Raw genomic sequence first — 22,837 nt, 5'->3', positions numbered from 1 at the left:
TCCTCCGCCGTGCCGCCATATGTTCACAAACTGGAAAGGAACCTTGCCATGCAGACCCGCAACAAGATCGTCGATGACATCTCGCAACTGATGACCAATGCCATGGGCGTCGCCCAGGGCGCGCGAACCGAGGCCGAAACGGCGATGAAGGGCATGATCGACCGCTGGATGGCGGATCGTGATTTCGTCACCCGCGAGGAATTCGACGCCGTGCGCGCCATGGCCCAGAAGGCCCGTGAAGAGAACGAACAGTTGAAGGCCCGGCTGGACGCGATGAGCGCCGACAAGTCATAAGACCGCCCGGCGCTGGCGCTGCACACCGCCGTAGATTGCCTTGTCAGTTGGAAATGTCAGCCGCCAATGCGGCCCAGCCCCGGGGCCGTCACCGAAACCTGCCCCGTTGTCGCGGGCGGCGGAATTGCGCGCAAGCCGTTGAAATCACGCATTTGTGCGCATGTTTTCGCGATTTGGCCGGATTTTGGGCCGAATCATCCCTGTTATCCACAAAAACATCCTTTACAAGTCCGAATCTTTGCGCGCACCATATCTTGTGAGAACGGCGAGGGAACATCGCCGCAACGAGAAAATACACCAAGCTGTGGTGGGGCGGCGGTCCCGAAAACAGCGCGAGCACAGAGGCAGACATCATGTCGTTAGCAGAGCACTATTACGACTCTGACGATCTTCACCCGATCGATATCGTCGAGACACTGGCGGAACATAACGCGTGGGATTTCGACCGCGTCGGAGATGACCAGATCGCCATGGCCGTCGAGGGCCAATGGCGCACCTATTCGATCACGCTGGCCTGGTCGGCGATGGACGAAACGCTGCGCCTGATCTGCACCTTCGAGATGGAGCCGCCCGAAGACCGGCTTTCGGAAATCTACGAGACGCTGAACGCCACCAACGATCATTGCTGGGCGGGCGCCTTCACCTATTGGAATGCGCAAAAGCTGATGGTGTATCGGTATGGCCTGGTGCTGACCGGCGGACAGATGGCGGGCCCCGAACAGATCGACGCGATGATCGCGGCCGCCGTCACTTCGGCCGAGCGGTATTACCCGGCGTTCCAACTGGTCGCATGGGGCAATCGCGCGCCGGCGGACGCGATGCAGATCGCCATGGCCGAGGCTTACGGGCGCGCGTGATTCGGCCGTCTTAACCAAAAGGTTAACAAAAGGTTAACGTGATCGGGGAATCTTGGTATTCTCCGATCCATGCGCCTTGAAATCGAACTTGCGGCGGTCCTGTGCTCCCTCATCCTGGGGGGCGAGACAGAGGTCAGCCACCCCTACAGTGTCGGATATGACCTGCATCGCATCCGCGTGGATTGCGAAACGCCGGATGCCGTCATCGAAGTGGGGCTGGACAAGCGCTCGTCGCTTGACAGCCTGCAACAGGCGCTGTTCGCCGCCTCGCTCACCGGCAAGCGGCCCGTCATCGCGATGATCGACACCGACGGGCGCGAAGGCCCGTTCGAGTTGCGCATCCGCACGGCGGCGGAAATGGCCGGCGTGGATTACACCGTCTATCAGCGCCACGCCCTTATCCGCCTGCAGATGACCTGGTGGTTGCGCACGCTGGGGCGGCAGGCACCGGGAAGCTGACGCCATTCGCGCTTTACCTCGCGGCGTCCCGCGGTAGGGTCGGGCGCAAGGAGGATTCGTTCATGGATATGACTCATGTGCGCGACCGGGGCCTTGTGCTTCTGGGGTGCGGCAAGATGGGATCGGCGCTGTTGCAGGGATGGCTGAACGGCGGATTGCCGGCCGCATCGGTCTGGGTTCTCGATCCCGAGCCGTCGGATTGGCTGCGCACCCGGGAGGGGCTGCATCTGAACGAGGATCCGCCCGCAGACCCCGCGCTGGTGCTGGTGGCGGTCAAGCCGCAGATGATGGGCGATGCGTTGCCGACCCTGCAGGCGATGGGCGGCGGGCCGACCGTGTTTCTTTCGGTCGCGGCCGGAACGCCGATCCGCACGCTCGAGGCAAAGCTGGGCGCGGGCACGCCGGTGATCCGCGCCATGCCCAACACCCCGTCCGCCGTCGGGCGCGGCATCACCGCGCTGGTCGCGAACGACGCGGGGGCGCCATCGCTCGATCTGGCCGATGCATTGATGTCCGCCGTGGGACAGGTCGTGCGGCTGGAGGATGAGGCTGAGATGGATGCCGTGACCGCCGTGTCCGGGTCCGGCCCGGCCTATGTGTTCCACCTGATCGAAACATTGGCGGCCGCGGGCGAAGCCGAGGGCCTGGCGCCCGACCTGGCCCTGCGCTTGGCCAAGGCAACGGTGGGCGGCGCCGGGCAACTGGCCGAGGAGTCCGGCGAAACACCGGCGCAGTTGCGCATCAACGTGACGTCGCCCAACGGAACGACGGCGGCCGCACTCGCGGTGTTGATGAACGAGGATGACGGGTTTCCCGCATTGTTGAAACGGGCGGTGGCCGCCGCCGCCGACCGCGCGCGGGAGTTGGGTGCATGAGCGAGATCACCTATGACGATTTTCAGGCGGTGGATATCCGTGTCGGCGTGATCACCCGTGCCGAACCCTATCCCGAGGCGCGCAAGCCGGCGATCCGGCTGTGGGTCGATTTTGGCGGCGAGATCGGCGAGAAGCGGTCCTCGGCCCAGATCACCCGCCATTACACGCCCGAAGGGCTGATCGGACGCCAGGTTCTGGCGGTCGTCAACTTTCCGCCCCGTCAGATCGGCAAGGTGATGTCCGAGGTTCTGGTGCTGGGGGCCCCGGACGCCGACGGAGAAGTTGTTCTGCTCCGTCCCGACCATGATGTGCCCATCGGCGGGAGGATGTTTTGATGGCCGACCTGTTCATCACCCGCCGCCTGCCCGATGCCGTGCTCGAGCGTGCGGCCGAGCATTTCACGGTGACCCTGCGCGACGACACATCGCCCGTCACGGCGGCCGAGTTTTCCGATGCGCTGGGCCGCTATGACGCGATCCTGCCGACCCTGCGCGATGAATTGACCGCTGACGCCTTTGCCAATGCCGAACGGATCCGATGCCGGCTGCTGGCGAATTTCGGGGTCGGCTATAACCACATCGACGTCGCGGCGGCACGGGCAGCGGGTGTCGAGGTGTCGAACACGCCGGGGGCGGTGACCGATGCCACCGCCGATACCGCCATGGCGCTGATCCTTGCCACCTGCCGTCGCGCCGGCGAGGGCGAGCGGATGGTGCGCGCCGGACACTGGGAAGGGTGGCACCCCACGCAGCTTCTGGGCCAGCACGTCACGGGCCGCACCGTGGGCATCGTCGGGATGGGCCGGATCGGCCAGGCGATCGCGAAGCGGTGTCATTTCGGCTTCGGAATGGACGTGGTGTTCTACAACCGCTCGCAGGTGACGGATCTGCCATTTCCCGCGCGCCAGTTGCAGGGCGTGCAGGAGGTGGCACAGGCCGCGGACATCGTGGTCACCGCGGTGTCGGCAACGCCCCAGACCCACCACATGATCGGCGCCGAGGTGTTCGCGGCGATGAAGCCGACCGGCGTTTTCGTGAACATTGCGCGGGGCGACATCGTCAACGAGATGGCTCTGATCGCGGCACTGTCCGAGGGCCGTATCTTCGGCGCCGGCCTGGACGTCTATGAGTTCGAGCCGGACGTGCCGGAAGAGTTGATCGGCATGGATAACGTGACGCTGTTCCCGCATCTCGGGACGGCGACGCTGGAGGTTCGGACGGACATGGGGATGATGGCGGTCGACAACCTTGTGGCATTCTTCGACGACGGCAGCCTGCCGAACCGGGTGTGACCTGAACGAGGCGCCTGGCGGCGCCGCGCCATGTCCGCGTTTACGCCTTCGGCTGCAACGCGGCTGCGGGCGCTTGTGGCGGGTGTCAGTGCGGGTCGCCCATGGCGTCGCGCCAGTGGCGGCGGCAGAGCGAGACGTAGGTTTCGTTGCCGCCGATCTGGAATTGCGCGCCGGCCTTCGACGGTTTGCCCTCGGCGTCCTTGCGGATGACCATGGTTGCCTTGCGCCCGCAGTGACAGATCGTGCGGACCTCGCGAATCTGGTCGGCCACCGCCATCAGGGTGGCCGAGGCGGGAAAGAGGTTGCCCAGGAAATCGACCCGCAAACCATAGCACATCACCGGGATGCGCAGATCGTCGGCGACGCGCGCGAGTTGCCACACCTGTGCCGGTTCCAGAAAGTGTGCTTCGTCGAGGAACACGCAGTCGATTTTCTTGTCGCTGTCCCGTTGCGTGATGCGACCGAGCAGGTTGTCGCCGGGGGCGAAGGTGTCGGCGCTCTGCGCGATGCCGATGCGGGATTTGATGACGCCCTCGCCGGCCCGGGTGTCCAGCTTGGCGGTCAGCAGATAGGGGGTCATGCCGCGTTCGACGTAATTGTGCGCGGCCTGGAGCAGCAGGGTGGATTTGCCCGCGTTCATGGTCGAAAAGTTGAAATAGAGCTTGGCCATGGGCGCCGAACTAGCCCACGCGCGGCGGGGTGTGCAAGATGTTGATCGGTGCGCCTTGTCGATGTTCGCGGCGTATGACACCGCGCCATCGCGCCCCTGGCGGTTTCAGGCTGAGCTTTGGGTCGTGAAATCGGTCAGGATCCCGGCCAGGGCGGGCCAGTCGGTGAATTCGTGTTCGCCCTGGGCCGGATCGTAGTCGCGATCGCGCAGCACGACGTGACGGACCAGTTGAGCGGCGAAGTAATCATAGCTGCGGGTGCGCACGGCGCCGGCGATCGGCACCTCGGTGGTGGGCGTGAAGCCGGTGCGCATCTCCATCTCGACAAGATAGTCCTTGGCTTCGCGCATACCCTCGGGGAATGCGGCCGACAGGCTGACCGACAGCATGAGGGTGGGGACGCGGTTCAGGTCGTCCTTGCGGGCCGCCAGCAGCACCTCGAATTCGGTGGGGTGGCGGCGTTCGTGAACCGGCGCGGCAAGGATCACGGCATCGGCCCCGTCGATGTCGAGCCGGGCGCTGGGGTTCATCGCGTCCACGGTCGTGACGCTGTGCCCCGCGGCTCCAAGCGTTTCTTCGGCAAAGCGCGCGATCTTGCCGGTCTGGCCTTCGACGGTGGCGTAGAGGATGACGACATGCATGAGCGGCTCTCCTGTGCGGCGGGGCGTTGGAGAAAGACTAGGCAGTGCGCGCGCAAGGGACTTTGCGATGGATCAAGGTCGACGACAGGGCGGGTGGCGTCGCAGGTCGCCAACCGCCCCATGGATGTGAAGACGTCGGCCTGCCGGGTCGTGCGGATGACGGATCATCCGCACACCATAGTTGGCGGGGGGAGCGCCAAACCCTGACCTTGCCGAATTGACGCGATCTGGGGGGCTAAAGTTCGCTCACCCCTGCAACGCCCGCACGTCCAGCTCGCCTTCGTTGCGCGCCTGCATCGCCAGCGCCGCCGCGTGCGAGGCGGCGAGGGTCGTGAAATACGGGATCTTGTCCATCAGGGCGACGTTGCGCATGGTGCGCGAATCATCGACCGCGCGCGCGCCTTCGGTGGTGTTCATGACCAGCGCGATTTCGCCGTCCTTCATGAAATCGACGATCGAGCGGCCGCCTTCATGGACCTTGTTGACCTCGGCCGTTTCGATGCCGTTGGCCCGCAGGAAGGCGGCGGTGCCCTTGGTCGCCGTCAGATCCATGCCGATGGCGATCAGGATGCGGGCGGCTTCGACGAACTGGTCGGTCTTGTCCATGTCCTTGATCGACAGGAAGGCGGTACCGCTGGTCGGCAGGATCACGCCCGCGCCCATCTGGGCCTTCAGGAACGCGCGGGGGAAGGACCGGTCCCAGCCCATGACCTCGCCCGTGCTGCGCATTTCCGGGCCCAGCAGGGTATCGACGCCGGGGAAGCGGGCGAAGGGCAGCACGGCCTCTTTCACCGAGTACCAGGGCATGGCGGGATCGGCCAGGGTCATGGGATCGGCGAAGGGCAGCACGTCGTCGGGGCCGGTGCCGTCGGGATAGGGCGTACGCTGCGGGAAGTTGGCCAGCGGCTCGCCGGCCATCAGGCGGGCGGCGATACTGGCGATGGCGCTGTCGGTGGCCTTGGCGACGAAGGGAACGGTGCGCGAGGCCCGGGGATTGACCTCGAGCACATAGATCACATCGTCCTTGATGGCGAACTGCACGTTCATCAGTCCGACAACGCCCAGTTTCAGCGCCATGGCCGAGGCCTGTTTTTCCATCTCCGCGATGATCTCGTTGGACAGCGAATAAGGCGGCAGGGAACAGGCGCTGTCGCCGGAATGCACGCCGGCTTCTTCGATGTGCTGCATGACGCCGGCGATGTGGGTGTCGGTGCCGTCGCACAGGCAATCGACGTCGATTTCCACCGCGCCCGACAGATAGCTGTCGAGCAGCACGGGGTTGGCCCCCGACACGTTCACCGCGTCGCGGATATAACGGGCCAGGTGGGCGTCGTCGCGCACGATCTCCATGGCGCGGCCCCCCAGCACATAGGACGGGCGGATCACCAGCGGATAGCCGACCTTCTGGGCGATCTCCTGCGCCTCGGCGTCGGAACGGGCGATGCCGTTGACGGGCTGTTTCAGCCCCAGGTCGTTCAGCATGGCCTGGAACCGCTCGCGGTCCTCGGCCAGGTCGATGGCGTCCGGCGTGGTGCCGAGAATGGGAATGCCCGCATCCTGCAAGGCATTGGCCAGTTTCAGCGGGGTCTGGCCGCCGAACTGGACGATGACACCGTGCAGCGATCCGTTCTCCTGTTCGACGCGCAGGATCTCCATCACATGTTCGAACGTCAGCGGTTCGAAATACAGCCGGTCCGAGGTGTCGTAGTCGGTCGACACGGTTTCCGGGTTGCAGTTGATCATGATGGTTTCATAGCCCGTCGCCGACAGGGCATAGCAGGCGTGACAGCAGCAATAATCGAACTCGATCCCCTGGCCGATGCGGTTGGGACCACCGCCCAGGATAACCACCTTCTTGCGGTCGCTTGGCCGCGCCTCGCATTCCACGTCGCCCATGACCGGCGATTCATAGGTGGAATACATGTAAGGCGTCTGTGCCTCGAATTCGGCGGCGCAGGTGTCGATGCGCTTGAACACGGCGGTGACGCCAAGGTTGATGCGCGCGCGGCGCACCTGGTCTTCGTCGCGGCCCGTCAGATGGGCCAGCCGCGCGTCGGTGAACCCCATCATCTTCAGATGGCGCAACCCGTCTTCGGTGACGGGCAGGCCGTCCTTGCGAACTTCGGCCTCGGTGTCGATGATTTCGCGGATGCGCGCCATGAACCAGGGATCGAACTTGGTTGCGGCCAGAATATCTTCATCGGTCAATCCGTGGCGCATTGCCTGGGCGATGATGCGGATGCGGTCCGGCGTCTGGCGCGACAGGGCCGCGATGATCGAGGCATGGTCAGGGGCGCCGGGGATCTCGATCTCATCAAAGCCGGTCAGGCCGGTTTCGAGGGACGCCAACGCCTTCTGAAGCGATTCGTGGATCGTGCGGCCGATGGCCATCGCCTCGCCCACGGATTTCATCGCGGTGGACAGAAGCGGCTCGGAGCCGGGGAATTTTTCGAATGCGAAGCGCGGGATCTTGGTGACGACGTAATCGATCGACGGCTCGAACGACGCCGGGGTGACGCCGGTGATGTCGTTGTCCAGCTCGTCCAGGGTATACCCGACGGCCAGTTTCGCCGCGATCTTGGCGATGGGAAAGCCGGTGGCCTTGGACGCCAGCGCCGACGAGCGTGACACGCGCGGGTTCATTTCGATCACGACCATCCGGCCGTCGGCGGGGTTCACCGCCCATTGCACGTTGGAGCCACCGGTTTCCACGCCGATCTCGCGCAGAACGGCGATCGAGGCGCTGCGCATCGCCTGGTATTCCTTGTCGGTCAGGGTCAGCGCGGGGGCCACGGTGATCGAATCGCCGGTGTGCACGCCCATGGGATCGATGTTCTCGATCGAGCAGACGATGATCGCGTTGTCGGCACGGTCGCGCACGACCTCCATCTCGAACTCTTTCCAGCCCAGCAGCGATTCGTCGATCAGGATCTGGCCGACGGGCGACGCATCCATCCCCGAGCGGCAGAAATGTTCATATTCCTCGCGGTTGTAGGCGACGCCGCCGCCGGTGCCGCCCATGGTGAAGGCGGGGCGGATGATCGCAGGCAGGCCGATCTGTTCGAGCGCATCCAGCGCCAGCGAAACCCCGGCCGCCAGATCCTTCTTGCCGTCCTTCTTCTTGGGGGCGGTGACGATGGTGGCCTTGGGGTTCTCGATCCCGAGACGGTCCATCGCCTCGCGGAACAGCTTGCGGTCCTCGGCCATCTCGATGGCTTCGCGGGTGGCGCCGATCATCTCGACGTTGAATTTCTTCAGCACGCCCATTTCCTCGACCGCCAGGGCGGTGTTCAGCCCGGTCTGGCCGCCCATGGTGGGCAACAGGGCGTCGGGGCGTTCCTTCTCGATGATCTTGGCGACGATTTCGGGGGTGATCGGTTCGATATAGGTGGCGTCGGCCAGGCCCGGATCGGTCATGATCGTGGCCGGGTTCGAGTTGACCAGGATGACCCGATAGCCTTCTTCTTTCAGCGCCTTGCAGGCCTGCGCGCCGGAATAGTCGAACTCGCACGCCTGGCCGATGATGATGGGCCCCGCGCCGATGATCATGACGGACTTGATATCGGTTCTTTTCGGCATGGCCCGGACCCCCAGAGTGCAAATTCTTGGGGGTTATAGGGCTTGTCCGTCCGTACGCAAGGGGTGGTGGCCGGTCAGGGGCGCGGCACCGCGGCAGGTTGCGATCGCAACCGGCCCGTCAGCGACCCGAGGTGGGCCGGGCGCACGACCATGGCCACGGCGAGCAGGGCCATCGCCAGGGCGCCCGTCAGGCTGAGATTGCCGATCATGCTGTCGCCGACCGCCGGCAAGGTTAGCACCGGAATGCTGAGCGGCGCGAAGATCACGATCAGCGAACCGGCGCCCCAGCGTGGCAGGACCGCCGGGGCAAAGGCAACGGCCGCAAGGAAGTGATGCGACCAGGCCAGCGGCGACAGCAGCGACAGCACGATCATCGCGGCCGGCCACAACAGCACCGTGCCATGGCGCGCAAAGGCCCAGCCAAGAGCGCCGAGCGCGCCGATCAGCGCAACCTTGTTCAGCGCACCCCAGAGCGCGCCCTTCGCGACAACGCCGATCAGGCCCACGTCCTCGCCCCAGGATGGAACCGAGATCTGCGGCACCAGGAAATACTCCAACCCCGAGAAGCCACCGATCAGGCTGTCGAGCGAGAACGTCAGCGGCAGGATGATCGCGGTCTGAGAGATGGTGGAAAGCTGGTGCAGGAACGCGGCGTGCAACGGCCAGCCGGTCAACGCGACCGACAGGCCCGCGAGCACGGCACCGACGATTGCGAAACCGGCGACCGCGGCCCATTGACGCCGCGCCAGCAGGAACACCACGAACAGAACCGGAAACACCTTGATCGCGGCGGCGACCGCGAGAAGCGCACCGGCACTGACCTGGTCGTCGGCATGGAGGCGTTCGATCGCCAGCACCGTCAGGAAGGCGACAAGGATCTGCGGCTGGCCCTGGTCCAGTGCGATGGTCCCGATGATCGTGGCGTGAAAGATCAGCGCACCGATGAACAGGAAGATGGACAACCTGACAACACGTCCGGTCGCCCGCCACGCCAGCCAGCTTGTCAGCACACCCAGCACGACGTTCATGACATGCACGATCTGGGTGAAGCCGGCGAAGGTCATCATCTCGGTGACGCGCGCCATGATGGCCGCGGTCAGCGGCGGATAGATGAACGGGAAGATCTGGTTGTCATGGCCCGCGGCCACCGCCATCGGCACCCATTCAAGGGGCGGGCGGATGGTGAACAGCGTTTCCGATGGATAGACCAGATGCGGCACGCCCTCGGCCAGCGACTGACCGGCCAGCCAGAGCGCCAGAAGATCCGCCATGGGCGGATCGCCCAGAAGCGTCAGGACGCACAGCACGCCGACGCCCGCCAGCAACACCAGATCGGTCACGTTCAAGTCAGGTTTCGCCATCACCACCTCCCTGCATGATCGATCCTTGGCAGGTGCCCGTGGCGTGGCCGGGGCAGGTTCGGGGCAGAGTCGTGGCAAATCGGCTGCACTGCCGCCGGCGTCCTCAGCCGCCGGTGTCGCACATGTAATCGCGGGTCAGCGGCACGGCGTCCTTCCTGTGGGTCAGCTGGGTCTGGAACACCACCTGGCGGCCGTGGCGGAAGGTCTGTTCGCATGCCAGCAGATAGAACCGCCACATCCGGCAGAACCGGTCGTCATAAAGGGCGCGGGCCTTTTCGATGTTGGCGCTGAAGCGCTGCTCCCAATGGCGCAGCGTTTCGGCGTAATGCAGTCGCCAGACCTCGACATCGGTGACGTAGAGGTGTTCACGCTCGATCGCCGCAGTCATCTCGGACAGGGCGGGCACATAGCCGCCGGGAAAGATGTATTTCTCGATCCACGGGCTGGTGATGCCGGGCGGGGTGGAACGCCCGATGGTGTGGATCAGCGCGATGCCGTCCGGCGCCAGCAGGTCGTGGACGTGGCGGAAATACTCGCGGAAATGCGGCGCGCCGACGTGTTCGAACATGCCGACCGACACGATGCGATCGAATGTCTGGGTCAGGTGACGGTAATCCTGGATGCGAAAATCCACCTGGCCGTCCAGCCCCGCTGCCCGGGCGCGGGCCGTGGCAACGGCGTGCTGTTCGCGCGACAGCGTCACGCCGACGACCTGGGCGTCGTAATCCCGCGCCAGGGTCAGCCCCATGCCGCCCCAGCCGCAGCCGATGTCCAGCACCCGCATCCCCGGTTCGATCCTGAGCTTTTTGGCGATATGGGCCTTTTTCTGGGCCTGGGCCGCGTCCAGCGTGTCATCCGGATGGCGGAAATAGCCGCAAGAGTATTGCTTGTCGTCGTCCAGAAACAGATCATAGAGTTCGCCGGACAGGTCATAGTGATGCGCCACATTGGCCTGCGCGCGCCCGACCGGGTTCCATTGCCATGCCCATCGCAACCCCTTGCGCGCGCCGATCAGGGGGCGCTGCCACCATGCGGGCCGGCCCGACCACGTGTTGGCCACCGCCGCGTCCATGAAGCCGCGCAAATCGTCGCCCTCAATGATCAGCGTGCCGTCCATGTATCCTTCGCCGACCCCCAGATCGGGGGTGGTGGCGATGCGGCGCAGCAATGTCGGATCGGTTATCGTGACATCGAACGGTGTGCCGGTGCCGTCCCCCACCGTGATCAGGCGCCCGGAAGGCAGCGTGACACGCAGGGTTCCGCGCCGCCACAACTGCCTGAGGAAAGTTTCAAACACCGTTTCCCACATCGGTGCCTCCCGTTGGTTGCATTGCCGACACTTCGATTATCCGCATCCAGACGGCGAAATACAACATTATGCTGGCCGAACGGGTTCCTGCGCGGTGCGCGCTCCCTTGACTTCCCGCCCCATCACGGGTGTATCGGCCCCGAACCCATCGCCCCATGACCGCCCGCCGGAGAACAGCCATGCACGCATTCCGCAGCCATACCTGCGCCGATCTGACCAAAGCGAACGTGGGCGACACCGTGCGCTTGTCGGGCTGGGTCCACCGGGTGCGCGACCATGGCGGCATCCTGTTCATCGATCTGCGCGACCACTATGGCATGACACAGGTGCTGTGCGATCCGGATTCGGCCGCCTTCAAGGACGTCGAGAAGGTGCGCGCCGAATGGTGCATCCGCGTCGACGGCGAGGTGAAGGCGCGCGATGCCGACCTGGTGAACCCCAAGATCCCCACCGGCGAAATCGAGGTCTTCGTGCGCGGCATCGAGGTTCTGGGCGCCGCCGGCGAACTGCCGCTGCAGGTGTTCGGTGACCAGGAATACCCCGAGGAAACCCGTCTGCGGTATCGTTTCCTCGACCTGCGCCGTCAGGATCTGCACGACAACATCGTGCTGCGTTCAAACGTGGTGCGCGACCTGCGCCAGCGGATGTGGGATCAGGGGTTCAACGAATACCAGACACCGATCATCACCGCATCGTCGCCCGAAGGCGCGCGCGATTTCCTGGTGCCGAGCCGCCTGCACCCCGGCAAGTTCTATGCGCTGCCCCAGGCGCCGCAACAGTTCAAGCAATTGATCATGGTGTCGGGCTTCGACAAGTATTTCCAGATCGCGCCCTGTTTCCGCGACGAGGATCCGCGCGCCGACCGCTCGCCCACCGATTTCTATCAGCTCGACCTCGAGATGAGCTTTGTCGAACAGCAGGACGTGTTCGACACGATCCAGCCGGTAATGCAGGGTTGTTTCGAGAAGTTCGGCGGTGGCCGCCCGGTGAACACCGACTGGCCGCAGATCTCGTTCCGCGATTCCGCGCTGTGGTATGGCACCGACAAGCCCGACCTGCGCTGTCCGATCAAGATGCAGGTCGTGTCCGAGCATTTCGCCGGCTCGGGGTTTGCCATCTTCGCCAAGCTGCTGGAACAGGAAGGCACCGAAATCCGCGCCATCCCCGCCCCCAAGGGCGGATCGCGCAAGTTCTGCGACCGGATGAACGCCTTCGCCCAGAAGGAAGGGTTGCCGGGGATGGGGTATATCTTCTGGCGCGATCAGGGCGACGGGATCGAAGCCGCCGGCCCATTGGCCAAGAACATCGGTCCCGAGCGGACCGAGGCGATCCGCCAGCAGCTTGGCCTTGGCGTCGGCGATGCCGCGTTCTTCCTGGGCGGCAAGCCCGCGGCGTTCGAGCGGGTGGCGGGCAAGGCGCGCACGGTGATCGGCGAGGAGCTGGGGCTGACCGATCTGAACCGGTTCGAATTTGCATGGATCGTGGATTTCCCGATGTACGAGGCCGACGAGGAGACCGGAAAAGTGGACTTTTCCCACAATCCGTTCTCGATGCCCCAGGGCGGGATGGAGGCGTTGCAGGGCGATCCGCTGGACGTGCTGGGATACCAGTATGACCTGGCCTGCAACGGCTACGAGCTGGTCAGTGGCGCGATCCGGAACCACAAGCCCGAGATCATGTTCAAGGCGTTCGAACTGGCCGGATACGGCGAAGACGAGGTGCGCAAGCGGTTCGGCGGCATGGTCAACGCGTTCCAGTATGGCGCGCCGCCCCACGGCGGCTGCGCGGCGGGCATCGATCGCATGGTGATGCTGCTGGCGGACGAGGCGAACATCCGCGAGGTCATCATGTTCCCGATGAACCAGCGCGCCGAAGACCTGATGATGGGCGCGCCGAGCGAACCGCAGAACGAACAGTTGCGCGAATTGCGCCTGCGGGTGCTGCCGCCCGAAAGCTGACAGTGACGTGACGGGATGAAAGCGGCGGACCCCGACGGGTTCGCCGCCCCGGTCCGGTTCAATCCTCCAGCGAATCCTTGCGCTTTTCGTCGATCAGCTTGCGTTCTTCCTGCTTGCGCTTGAGAAAGCGGTCGCCGTATCCTTCGATTTCGCTGTCGGGAATGACGTCGCGGGCGCGGGTGAACACGTCCTGCTCCTCTTCGTCGATATGATGCAGGTAATCGTGTTCCAGCGTCTTGAATTTCTGCAGCCATCCCGACGATGACATGTCCATGTCGTTCAGTTCTTCCATCAGGTCATCCAGTTCCTGATGTTCGTGCACCGAATGGCGCGCGGCGTCCTGGCCCCAGGTCTTGGAGATCAGCTTGGAATAGAACGTCTCTTCCTCGGCGGCGGCGTGGGATTTGACGTCGTGATAGAATTTCGACCACGCGCTCTTGCGGCTGTCGCTGTCGCCCGATGTGTCACCGATCGTTTTCAGCAATTCGCGGTGGTCGTCGTGGTCCTGCTTGATGGCGTCATAGATGGATGGCATCCGGCTCTCCTTTGCGGGTGGGTGGGCGCGGCCCGTGGCCGGGGTCCGCGGGAGGATCAGTCCAGGGCGGCCACCATATCGTCGATGATGCCCGAGAAATAGGCGTCAAACCGGGCGTCGGGCTGGCGGATCATGAAATTCTCGGCCACGGGATCGACGGCCTCGGTCGTGCTGCGGGCCAGTTGCTGAATCGTGGCATGGCCGCAGAACGGCACGTAGAATTCGGAATATCCGCCCTCGTGCACCAAAACCACTTTGCCGTCGCACAGGTCATCGGCCAGATCCATCGTGCGTTCGGTCATGGCACGGAAGGTTTCCGCCGTCGCCATCATCCGGGCCAGCGGATCCATCAGCGCCGCGTCGAACCCGCAGGCAACGACGATGGCATCGGGGGCATAGGCGCGCAGGGCAGGCGCCACCAGCCGGTCGAAGGCTTCCAGATACCCCTTGTGGCCGGTACCGGCGGGCAAGGGGATGTTCAGGTTGAAGCCTTCGCCCTTGCCGCGGCCCCGGTCATCGAAGAACCCGGTGTCCTGCGGATAATTCCGGTCCTGATGGATCGAGATCGTCAGCACGTCGTCGCGGTCGTAGAAGATCGCTTCGGTCCCGTTGCCATGGTGCACGTCCCAATCCAGCACGGCGATGCGCTTTGCCTTGCCCTTCGCAAAGGCGTCCTCGATGGCGATGGCGATATTGGCCAGCAGGCAGAAACCGTTGGGCCGCTCGGGCAGGCAATGGTGCCCGGGCGGGCGCGACAGCGCATAGGCGTTGCTCAGCGTGCCATCCAGCACCTGCGCCAGCGCCGCCGTGGCCAGGCCGGCCGACAACGACGCGATTTCGAAACCGCCGGGGCCGAACGGGGTGCGGATGCCGATCTCGCCACCGCCGGAATCCGAGATCCGCTTGAATTCATCAAGGAACGACGTCGGATGGACCCGCAGCAATTGTTCGCGCGTCGCCTCGGGTGCCGATTGGGTCGCCAGTTCATCCCACAGGCCCGTCACCTGCATCATGTTCTTCAGGCGACGCTTGGTTTCGGGGCTTTCGGGCAGGCCGCCGGCCGCCATGGGCTGAACCAATCCGCCCACCGGCAGGTATTGCGCGTAATTGCCGCCGCCGTGCCAGAAACAGCGTTCGTCCCAGAAAAACCCGGTGGTCATGGCTTAGGCTCCTTTGCAATTCCCTCAGCCACCCTAGAATACCCGCATGACAAGTCCAGACCTCAGCCGTCTTGCCGTTCCGGGGGCAAGGATCGCCGTGCGGGTGACGCCACGCGCCGGCCTCACCCGTGTCGTTGATGGCGATCCGGTCAGAATCTACGTCACCACGGTGCCCGAGGACGGCAAGGCCACCGCCGCGGCCATCGAGGTTCTGGCGCGCGCGATGGGGGTGGCCAAGACACGGATCCATCTGGCGCGGGGCGCGAAAAGCCGCGACAAGGTGTTCGGGTTCGACTGAGCGGGCGCGCTCAGCCGTCGTCGCGCAGCCGATAGGCACCTTCGGGCAGGTCCAGCGCCGCGCCGAGATCGCGCAGCATCGCCATCGACAGCGTGATGCGTTGCACGGCCCCGCTGCGCGGATCGACCTGTTCAAGCGTGACGCAATCCTCGAAGGCATTGATCGTCACGTCCTCCTCGCGGTGGGGTGCGGCATCGTCGACCAGGGTCACCACGGTCGCGTCGAAATCGTGTTCTATGGTAAACATCGTTCACAAATCGGAAGGGCCGGGCCCGGTTGCAAGGGCGGATGTCACCGCAATCGGCGGATGCGCCGCCGGTGCATCGCGTAGAGCGCCGGCGCCAGCAGCCGTTCATACAACGCTTCGGACAGGGGGCGCACCATGGGGCGGCGGACCAGTCGCGCCAGCCAGCGCAGTTTCGGCAGCCGGTCCCACAGCGCGGCGAAGGCGGCGACGCCCGACAACAGTTTGCCGTTCTCGATCACATGCAGGCGCCGCGCCGCCGTTTCGGGCGTCAGGCCCCAGGCTGACAGATCGGCAGCGTCGATCCCCTGAAAGGTCAGCGGAAGACCGCGGCTTTCGGCCGTGCGCCGATAGGCGTCGATCTCGCGGCGGCAGACCGGGCAGGTGTGGTTGTAGATGACGATGATGTTTTCGGTCATTGCGTTGACATAAGCGCGAGATCCATGTTGCACAGCAAAAAGTCGCGCCCTGCGGCTGGTTGTCGGGCGCCGAGCGTCTATTGTGCCCCAGCAGCAAGGAGAACGGGCGATGCGTGGTTTTGCGATCCTGATGGTTCTGGCGCTGGCGGCCTGCAACGTCCAGCAACCCGTGGCCGTGCCTCCCGGACCCGTGGGGCAGGTCGTGGCACCCGCACCGGCGCCGCGCCCCGATGGCCGGATGGCGGCGCGCAATTTCATCAGTGTGATCGAAACCGTCGAACCCGTGGCCGAGCGTGAATGCCGGATGCGCACCCGCGGCGTGAATTGCGATTACGTGATCGCCGTCGACAGCCGCCCCGAAAGCCCGCCCAATGCGTTCCAGACCGTCGGCGAAGATGGCCGCCCGATCGTCGGCTTCACCATCGCCCTGATCGCCGAGGCGCGGAATGTCGATGAACTGGCGTTCATTCTGGGCCACGAGGCTGCGCATCACATCGAAGGTCACATCGACCGCGGGCGGCAGTCGGCCTATCAGGGGGCGGTGTTGGCCGGGATCCTGGCCACCGTCGGTGGTGTCGGCCCCGAACAGATCCGCGAGGCGCAGAACATCGGTGCAAGCATCGGCGCGCGCCGATACTCCAAGACGTTCGAACTTGAGGCCGATGCGCTGGGCACGATCATCGCCGCGCGGGCGGGATACGACCCGGTGCGCGGGGCGCAGTATTTTGCCCGCACCCCTGATCCCGGCAATGCGTTTCTGGGAACGCATCCCCCCAACGCGCAGCGGATCGAAACCGTCCGGCGCGTGGCGGCCGGCCTGTAGACTCGTCAACGATTCGAATCTAAGACTGTGGCAAATGACGTAACGTTCTGCATTCGGCTTGGACAGTGTTTTTGAAAGGCGGGTAATGCACGTTCCGATCCCGACATTGTTTCGCCGACCGCTTACAATTCAGGGAAAAAGCGTCACTTGTGCAAAAATTAAGTTGTGAACGCTTCGATACAACTTAGAGTTGTCTCATGCATGACACGAACCGGCCTTGGTCTGGCGAGAGCATGCAAGTCGTAACGAGTGCCCATAGTCCGGGCTTGTAGCGTTCTGCACCGTCACGGTGTCAATCGGCGTGACGGTGCGCCCAGTTTTCGAGGTAGCCATGATTGAAGATCTCAGACTCCACGGCGATCAGATCGGTCGGTTCGGTTCCGTCACGCTCGACCCGTCGGATGGGCCGCACGGCCGGTTGACGGTTCATGATGTGCGGGTTTTCGGTCAGGCCGAGATGGCTTTCATGCTTGAGCAGGAGTGCGCCTCCGATGCTGCGAAACCGGCCCGAACCTATCGGCTGCGCGAGGCCGATGGCGACGTGGTGGCGACCGGGCTGGTTGCGGACGTTCCGATCGATGCCGCCTTGGCCTCGGGGGCCCGCCATATCCTTCTGCGGGCGGGTCGCGAGCGGATCCTGGTCGATCTGAACGGTTTGCCCGGCCGCAAAGCCACGGTCAGCTACGCGGCATCGGGCGAACGCCTGGAATTGCCGGATCTTCGCGGCAAGGTGGCCGCGGTCCGTCGTGTGGCGCAGGTGGAACTGACTTTCGCCGCCGGAACCCGTATCGCCAGCGCCAAGGGCCGCCGCCCGATTGAGGATCTGCGCGCCGGTTCGCTGGTCTGGACCCTTGACCACGGGTTGCGTGCCGTGCGTGACGTGCGCCGCGAGCGGATCAGGTTCGGTGCGGCGAACGGCCATCTTCGGCCGGTCTGTATCTCGGCCTCGGCGCTGGGCCAGGGATGTCCGTCATCCGCGCTGCGCCTTGCCCCCGATCAGCGGGTTTCGGTGACGGGGTGGCGGGCCGAGCTGTTCTTTGGCCGCTCGCAGGCCATGATGCCGGCCAACGCGCTCTTGTCCCTGCCCGGAATCGCGCGGGACGACGAGGTGTCCGACGTCACCTATTGCACCCTCGTCTTCGACGATGCGGCGGTGATCGAGGTCGGTGGCATCCTGGCGGAAGGGACAAGCGTCGGTGTTCAACCCGCGGCCCATCGTCTGGCCCACCGCTCGGGCGCTGTTGCGGGGAACCATTGGCGCGACGACGAAGAACCGCGTGTGATCAACTGGGTCAGCGACTTCGACGAATAGGGCGCAGATCGACGGCGGTGGCGAACCTGGCTGCCACCGTCGACCCCTGGAACGGGGTGGTAGCTCCATGACGCGCAGTGATCCTGCGTCTGTCAGACCAGGCGACCCCAAAGGTCGTATTCATCCGCTTCGTCCACTTCGACCGAAACGATATCACCGGGCTTCAAGGTTTCGAAACCCTCGTCGATGAACAGCGTGCCGTCGATCTCGGGGGCGTCGCCCTTGGTGCGGCAGGTGGCGGCCTCGTCGTCGACGTCATCGACGATGACCTGCATCTGTCGCCCGACCTTTGCCGCCAGCTTGGCCGCGGAAATCCCCTGGGCCTTCTGCATGAACCGGTCCCACCGCTCCTGTTTCACCTCTGGCGCCACATGATCGCTGAGCGCGTTGGATCGTGCCCCGGCGACGTCCTCGTATTGAAAACAGCCGACCCGGTCCAGTTGTGCCTCGTCCAGCCAATCGAGAAGGGTCTGGAATTCGGCCTCGGTCTCTCCGGGATAACCGACGATGAAGGTCGAGCGCAGCGTGATCTCGGGGCAGATCGCACGCCAGGCCGCGATCTCGTCCAGCGTTCGCGCCGCCGCGGCCGGGCGTGCCATGCGTTTCAACGTGGCGGGATGGGCGTGCTGGAACGGGATATCCAGATACGGCAACACCAGCCCCTCGGCCATCAGCGGAATGAGATCGCGCACATGGGGATAGGGATAGACATAGTGAAGGCGCACCCAAGCCCCGAGCGATCCCAGATCGCGCGCCAGATCGGTGATGTGGGCGCGATGGCCCTGGGTTTCCGCGTGCTTCAGATCGACGCCATAGGCGCTGGTGTCCTGGCTGATGACCAGAAGCTCCCTCACCCCGGCCTCCACCAGTCGCTCGGCCTCGCGCAGGACGGCATGGGCCGGGCGCGACACAAGGCGGCCCCGCATGTCGGGGATGATGCAGAACTTGCACTTGTGGTTGCAGCCCTCGGAGATCTTGAGATAGCTGAAATGCCGCGGCGTCAGCGACACGCCGCTGGCGGGCAGCAGATCGATGAACGGATCGGGATCGGGCGGCACGGCGGCGTGAACGGCGTCCAGCACCTGTTCGTATTGATGCGGGCCGGTGACGGCCAGAACCCGGGGATGCGCCCCCGTGATGTATTCGGGATCGGCCCCCAGGCAGCCGGTCACGATGACGCGCCCGTTTTCCGCCAGCGCCTCGCCGATCGTTTCCAGGCTCTCGACCCGGGCCGAATCGAGAAAACCGCACGTGTTGACGATCACCGCGTCCGAACCGGCGTAATCCGGTGAGATGGCATAGCCTTCGGCCCGCAGCCGGGTCAGGATGCGTTCGGAATCGACCAACGCCTTGGGACATCCCAACGAAACCATGCCGATGGTGGGCTGGCGGCGCGGGCGCTTGCCGGCTGGCCGGGCGGGTGCGGGTGCGGCGTCCTGGATACGGGCGCGGGGGGCCAGATCGGGGCGCAGGTCGGGTGGGTTTTGTGACATTGCGCCGCTATATCGCAACTACGGGAGGTTTGGCCATTCCTGACGCAGCGCGCTGATGAAAAATCCGCAGCAGGTGTTGGCGGTGCATGGGCAACCCGCCGTCAGCCACGACCGCCAAACCGCCCGCAGGGCAAATCGCGTGGCGCTTGCGCCGCCTTTGGATCGGTTCGGTTGCGTGTCACCGCAAGATGTTGCGTGCGCCGTCGCGCTTGGACTAGGCTCGCGAAAACGGTGGAGAGTGGCGGATGCGGTGGATTTTCGGGGGGCTCCTGGCCGTTGTTGTCGTCGTCGTGCTGGCATTGGCCGCCCTGTTCCTGGTTCCCGCCGAACGGATCGCCGCGCTGGTGGCCGAGCGATTCGAGACCGCAACCGGCCGCGCCCTGACCATTTCGGGGGACGTGCGGCCGACCCTCTGGCCGGTGCTGGGTGTCACGGCCGATGGTGTCGCGGTGGCCAACGCCCCCTGGTCGGATCGCGGCCCCATGTTTCGGGCGCAACGCCTGAAGGTCGGCGTTGACGCGCTGTCGCTTCTGACCGGTGAGGTTCGCATCACGGAAATCGCCGCAACCGCGCCCGACATCCTGTTGGAGATCGGCCGCGACGGTATCGGCAACTGGACCTTGGGCCGCGTGCAGACCGAAGCGTCGCCCGCGCCCGCGCCGCCGGCAGAGACGACGCCGGCGCGTTGGTCGACCTTCAGTCTCGACAAGGCGGTGCTGCGCCAAGGCAGTCTGCAATTCGTCGATGCACAGGCGGGTGTCGATCGCGTGGTCTCTTCGGTCGATCTGGATCTTGCCGTCCCCGGTGTCGACGGGCGCAGCACCTTCGATCTGCGGGGACTGTCGAATGGTCAGCGTGTCACGGCGAAAGGCCATATCGACGGTTTGGCTGTCTTCTTCGATGGCGGCGCCGTTCCGCTGGCCGTGAACGTCGCTGCCGGTGGCACAAGCCTGTCATTGAACGGTCGGGGTGGTTTGAATCCGCCGGCGCTGGCCGGGCGGCTGGCCGGTGACTTCGGCGACCTGGCCGCCGTCACCCGTGCGCTGGGTATCGCGGATGTCGAATTGCCCACGGGTCTGGGGGCGGAGGCATTCACGGTGCAGGGTGATCTGACCGTCACGCCCGGCACGCTCAACCTGCGCGACACGACGCTGACCCTGGACGCGACCACCTTCCGCGGCGCCGCCGACCTGACGATGGGCGGCGAGCGGCCGGTCCTGAACGCCAAACTTGTCACACCATCCCTGGATCTGTCGCGCACCCTGCGCCGGGTCGATGCGCCACCTGCCGACAAATTCGTCGCCGCCGGTGAACCGGACATCTCCGCCAGCGGCTGGTCGAGTGCGCCCATCGATGTCAGCGCGCTGCATCTGATCGACGCGCGGCTGGCCCTCGTCGCGGACGCCGTGACGCTGGGCGCCACGAAACTGGGGCGTACGGATCTCTTCACCTCGCTGGATCGTGGCCGGGCCGTGGTCGAGATCCGCGAGATCAAGGCCTATGACGGGCGCGTTTCCGGGTCGGTCGTGGTCAATGGGCGCGGCGGATTGTCCAGCCGGGTGGACGTGAATGGGTCAGCCCTGGGCATTTCAGCGTTGCTGTCCGAATTTCTGGGCTTCGATCGGTTGAATGCGCGCGGTGATTTGGCGCTGAACGTTCTGGGTGTCGGCAACTCGATGAAAGCGCTGATGGGCTCGCTTGAGGGCGAGGGCCGTTTTTCGACCTCGGCGGGCGAGCTGATCGGACTGGACCTGGCCGGAATGCTGCGCACGCTGGATCTCAATCACGTCGGCAAGGGGGCGAAGACCATCTTTGACAGGATCTCGGGAAGCTTCACGATACGCGACGGCGTGTTGCGCAACGATGACCTTGCGTTTCTGGCGCCGCTGCTTTCGGCATCCGGTGCGGGGCAGGCGGATATCGGCGAACGCACGCTGGATTACCGGATCGAAGCGCGCCTTCTGGGCGACGACGGTCTGCGCGTCCCGGTGACGGTGCGCGGGCCCTGGGCGGCGCCCAAGGTGCGGCTGGATCTGGAAGCCCTGGCGCGCGAGAACCTCAAGGACGAGGGGCGCGCGCTGGAGGATCAGGCCAAGGCGAAGGTCAAGGAAAGGATCGCCAGGGAACTGGGCGTTCAGATCGGCGAGGATGAGCGGATCGAGGACGTGCTGAAGAAATCGCTCGAGGAGGAGGCGAAGTCGCGCCTGCTGGACCTGTTGCGCGGCAACTGACGCCTAACGTGTCGGCACCGGCGTGTCGCCGCGATAATCATAGAAGCCGCGCCCGCTCTTGCGGCCCAGCCACCCGGCCTCGACGTATTTGGTCAGCAACGGGCAGGGACGGTATTTGGTATCGGCCAACCCGTCGTGCAGCACATTCATGATCGCCAGGCAGGTGTCCAGCCCGATGAAATCGGCCAGTTCCAAGGGCCCCATGGGGTGGTTCGTGCCCAGCTTCATGGCCAGGTCGATGGACGACACGTTTCCGACGCCTTCATACAGGGTATAGACGGCCTCGTTGATCATCGGCATCAGGATGCGGTTGACGATGAAGGCCGGGAAATCCTCGGCCGTCGCGGCCGTCTTGCCCAGCCGCTCGACGACGCCGTGAAGGAGGTCGAAGGTTTCCTTGTCCGTCGCGATGCCGCGGATCAACTCGACCAGTTGCATCACCGGCACCGGGTTCATGAAATGGAACCCCATGAACTTTTCCGGCCGGTCGGTCCGTGACGCCAGCCGCGTGATCGAGATCGACGAGGTGTTCGAGGTCAGGATCGTCGTCGGCTTCAGGTGCGGCACCAGATCCTCGAAAATCGCGTTCTTGACGGTTTCGCGTTCGGTCGCGGCCTCGATGACCAGATCGCTCTGGCCCAGATCGCTGAGCTTCAGCGTCGAGGTTATGCGCGCCATGGCGGTTGCCTTGTCTTCGGCCGTGATCTTTTCGCGCGTGACCTGCCGTTCAAGATTGCCATCGATCAGGGCGCGGGCACGATCCAGCGATTCCTGGCTGATATCGGTCATCAGAACATCATATCCGGCCAGCGCAAACACATGGGCGATGCCGTTGCCCATCTGTCCCGCGCCCACGATGCCGACCCGTTGGATATCCATGTGACTGCCGCTCCTGTTCCGTTCGAGCCGGACTTTAGGGCGCAGGGCCAGCGGGACGCAAGGCGCAAACCCGAGAAGTGTTTGCGTCGAATTGTGCGATTAGCGGATTGGGAAGGAATCGGTGCTAGAAAGACGATGGGTGAGATAAAAA

The 22,837-nt window shown here is 64.8% G+C and carries 22 protein-coding genes; 11 read left to right on the top strand and 11 right to left on the bottom strand.

The window, feature by feature from the left end:
• Nucleotides 1-48 precede the first annotated feature (48 nt).
• The 6 genes from CFP68_RS06990 (at nucleotide 49) to CFP68_RS06965 (ending at nucleotide 3,776) form a co-directional block, all read left to right on the top strand.
• Nucleotides 49-294 (top strand): accessory factor UbiK family protein, encoded by a 246-nt coding sequence (locus CFP68_RS06990; RefSeq protein WP_099826174.1) that lies wholly within the window; start codon nucleotides 49-51, stop codon nucleotides 292-294.
• 353 nt (nucleotides 295-647) lie between these two features.
• The gene (locus tag CFP68_RS06985) at nucleotides 648-1,151 is read left to right on the top strand and encodes a type III secretion system chaperone family protein (protein ID WP_099826173.1); all 504 of its coding nucleotides are present in this window, start codon (nucleotides 648-650) and stop codon (nucleotides 1,149-1,151) included.
• 69 nt (nucleotides 1,152-1,220) lie between these two features.
• Complete coding sequence (locus CFP68_RS06980; protein ID WP_099826172.1) at nucleotides 1,221-1,610, top strand: hypothetical protein; 390 nt, start codon at nucleotides 1,221-1,223, stop codon at nucleotides 1,608-1,610.
• A 62-nt stretch (nucleotides 1,611-1,672) separates the two neighbouring features.
• On the top strand, nucleotides 1,673-2,485 hold the full coding sequence (gene proC / locus CFP68_RS06975) for a pyrroline-5-carboxylate reductase (RefSeq protein WP_099826171.1): 813 nt from the start codon (nucleotides 1,673-1,675) through the stop codon (nucleotides 2,483-2,485).
• On the top strand, nucleotides 2,482-2,820 hold the full coding sequence (locus CFP68_RS06970; RefSeq protein WP_099826170.1) for a tRNA-binding protein: 339 nt from the start codon (nucleotides 2,482-2,484) through the stop codon (nucleotides 2,818-2,820). Before proC ends, CFP68_RS06970 begins: the two co-directional genes overlap by 4 nt.
• The gene (locus CFP68_RS06965) at nucleotides 2,820-3,776 is read left to right on the top strand and encodes a 2-hydroxyacid dehydrogenase (RefSeq protein ID WP_099826169.1); all 957 of its coding nucleotides are present in this window, start codon (nucleotides 2,820-2,822) and stop codon (nucleotides 3,774-3,776) included. Before CFP68_RS06970 ends, CFP68_RS06965 begins: the two co-directional genes overlap by 1 nt.
• 85 nt (nucleotides 3,777-3,861) lie before the next feature.
• On the opposite strand, the gene CFP68_RS06960 is transcribed toward CFP68_RS06965, so the two are convergent.
• From CFP68_RS06960 to CFP68_RS06940, 5 genes are all read right to left on the bottom strand, one after another.
• The gene (locus CFP68_RS06960) at nucleotides 3,862-4,446 is read right to left on the bottom strand and encodes a thymidine kinase (RefSeq protein WP_099826168.1); all 585 of its coding nucleotides are present in this window, start codon (nucleotides 4,444-4,446) and stop codon (nucleotides 3,862-3,864) included.
• Nucleotides 4,447-4,551: 105 nt separating this feature from the next.
• Nucleotides 4,552-5,085, bottom strand: coding sequence for a flavodoxin domain-containing protein (locus CFP68_RS06955; RefSeq protein WP_099826167.1), 534 nt, complete (start codon nucleotides 5,083-5,085; stop codon nucleotides 4,552-4,554).
• A gap of 246 nt (nucleotides 5,086-5,331) precedes the next feature.
• Nucleotides 5,332-8,664 carry a carbamoyl-phosphate synthase large subunit gene (gene carB, locus CFP68_RS06950; RefSeq protein ID WP_099826166.1) on the bottom strand — a complete coding sequence of 1,111 codons (3,333 nt, stop codon included), beginning with the start codon at nucleotides 8,662-8,664 and terminating at the stop codon, nucleotides 5,332-5,334.
• A gap of 74 nt (nucleotides 8,665-8,738) precedes the next feature.
• Entirely contained in the window at nucleotides 8,739-10,025 is a 1,287-nt protein-coding gene (locus CFP68_RS06945; protein ID WP_099826165.1) for a glycosyltransferase family 87 protein, read from the bottom strand.
• A gap of 103 nt (nucleotides 10,026-10,128) precedes the next feature.
• Nucleotides 10,129-11,334, bottom strand: a complete 1,206-nt coding sequence (locus CFP68_RS06940) for an SAM-dependent methyltransferase (protein ID WP_099826164.1) — start codon at nucleotides 11,332-11,334, stop codon at nucleotides 10,129-10,131.
• A gap of 179 nt (nucleotides 11,335-11,513) precedes the next feature.
• On the opposite strand from CFP68_RS06940, the gene aspS reads away from it, so the two are divergent.
• Nucleotides 11,514-13,292, top strand: coding sequence for an aspartate--tRNA ligase (gene aspS, locus CFP68_RS06935; protein WP_099826163.1), 1,779 nt, complete (start codon nucleotides 11,514-11,516; stop codon nucleotides 13,290-13,292).
• A 58-nt stretch (nucleotides 13,293-13,350) separates the two neighbouring features.
• Here the strand turns inward: aspS and CFP68_RS06930 are convergent, their stop codons facing one another.
• Nucleotides 13,351-13,827: a hemerythrin domain-containing protein gene (locus CFP68_RS06930; protein WP_099826162.1), complete on the bottom strand. Its 477-nt coding sequence runs from the start codon at nucleotides 13,825-13,827 to the stop codon at nucleotides 13,351-13,353.
• 56 nt (nucleotides 13,828-13,883) lie between these two features.
• A complete protein-coding gene (locus CFP68_RS06925) occupies nucleotides 13,884-14,987 on the bottom strand; it encodes a class II histone deacetylase (protein ID WP_099826161.1) in 1,104 nt (367 codons plus the stop codon).
• Nucleotides 14,988-15,033: 46 nt separating this feature from the next.
• Between CFP68_RS06925 and CFP68_RS06920 the strand changes: the two genes are divergently transcribed.
• Nucleotides 15,034-15,285: a DUF167 domain-containing protein gene (locus tag CFP68_RS06920; protein ID WP_099826160.1), complete on the top strand. Its 252-nt coding sequence runs from the start codon at nucleotides 15,034-15,036 to the stop codon at nucleotides 15,283-15,285.
• A 10-nt stretch (nucleotides 15,286-15,295) separates the two neighbouring features.
• Here the strand turns inward: CFP68_RS06920 and CFP68_RS06915 are convergent, their stop codons facing one another.
• Both CFP68_RS06915 and CFP68_RS06910 read right to left on the bottom strand, forming a co-directional pair.
• On the bottom strand, nucleotides 15,296-15,532 hold the full coding sequence (locus CFP68_RS06915; protein ID WP_099826159.1) for a hypothetical protein: 237 nt from the start codon (nucleotides 15,530-15,532) through the stop codon (nucleotides 15,296-15,298).
• 44 nt (nucleotides 15,533-15,576) lie between these two features.
• A complete protein-coding gene (locus tag CFP68_RS06910) occupies nucleotides 15,577-15,948 on the bottom strand; it encodes a thiol-disulfide oxidoreductase DCC family protein (protein ID WP_099826158.1) in 372 nt (123 codons plus the stop codon).
• A gap of 109 nt (nucleotides 15,949-16,057) precedes the next feature.
• Here CFP68_RS06910 and CFP68_RS06905 point away from each other — a divergent pair, with 109 nt between their 5' ends.
• A complete protein-coding gene (locus CFP68_RS06905; RefSeq protein WP_099826157.1) occupies nucleotides 16,058-16,771 on the top strand; it encodes a M48 family metallopeptidase in 714 nt (237 codons plus the stop codon).
• Between the two features lie 331 nt (nucleotides 16,772-17,102).
• Nucleotides 17,103-18,083, top strand: a complete 981-nt coding sequence (locus CFP68_RS06900) for a Hint domain-containing protein (RefSeq protein WP_099826156.1) — start codon at nucleotides 17,103-17,105, stop codon at nucleotides 18,081-18,083.
• Between the two features lie 92 nt (nucleotides 18,084-18,175).
• On the opposite strand, the gene rimO is transcribed toward CFP68_RS06900, so the two are convergent.
• Nucleotides 18,176-19,576 (bottom strand): 30S ribosomal protein S12 methylthiotransferase RimO, encoded by a 1,401-nt coding sequence (rimO, locus tag CFP68_RS06895; RefSeq protein WP_099826155.1) that lies wholly within the window; start codon nucleotides 19,574-19,576, stop codon nucleotides 18,176-18,178.
• A 245-nt stretch (nucleotides 19,577-19,821) separates the two neighbouring features.
• Here rimO and CFP68_RS06890 point away from each other — a divergent pair, with 245 nt between their 5' ends.
• On the top strand, nucleotides 19,822-21,807 hold the full coding sequence (locus CFP68_RS06890) for an AsmA family protein (protein ID WP_099826154.1): 1,986 nt from the start codon (nucleotides 19,822-19,824) through the stop codon (nucleotides 21,805-21,807).
• A gap of 3 nt (nucleotides 21,808-21,810) precedes the next feature.
• Here the strand turns inward: CFP68_RS06890 and CFP68_RS06885 are convergent, their stop codons facing one another.
• Entirely contained in the window at nucleotides 21,811-22,686 is an 876-nt protein-coding gene (locus tag CFP68_RS06885; protein WP_099826153.1) for a 3-hydroxybutyryl-CoA dehydrogenase, read from the bottom strand.
• Nucleotides 22,687-22,837: the final 151 nt, after the last annotated feature.

This window comes from Oceaniglobus indicus, from assembly GCF_002751875.1.
GTDB classification, from domain to species: Bacteria; Pseudomonadota; Alphaproteobacteria; order Rhodobacterales; family Rhodobacteraceae; genus Oceaniglobus; species Oceaniglobus indicus.
This window is presented reverse-complemented; position numbering and strand designations above follow the sequence as displayed.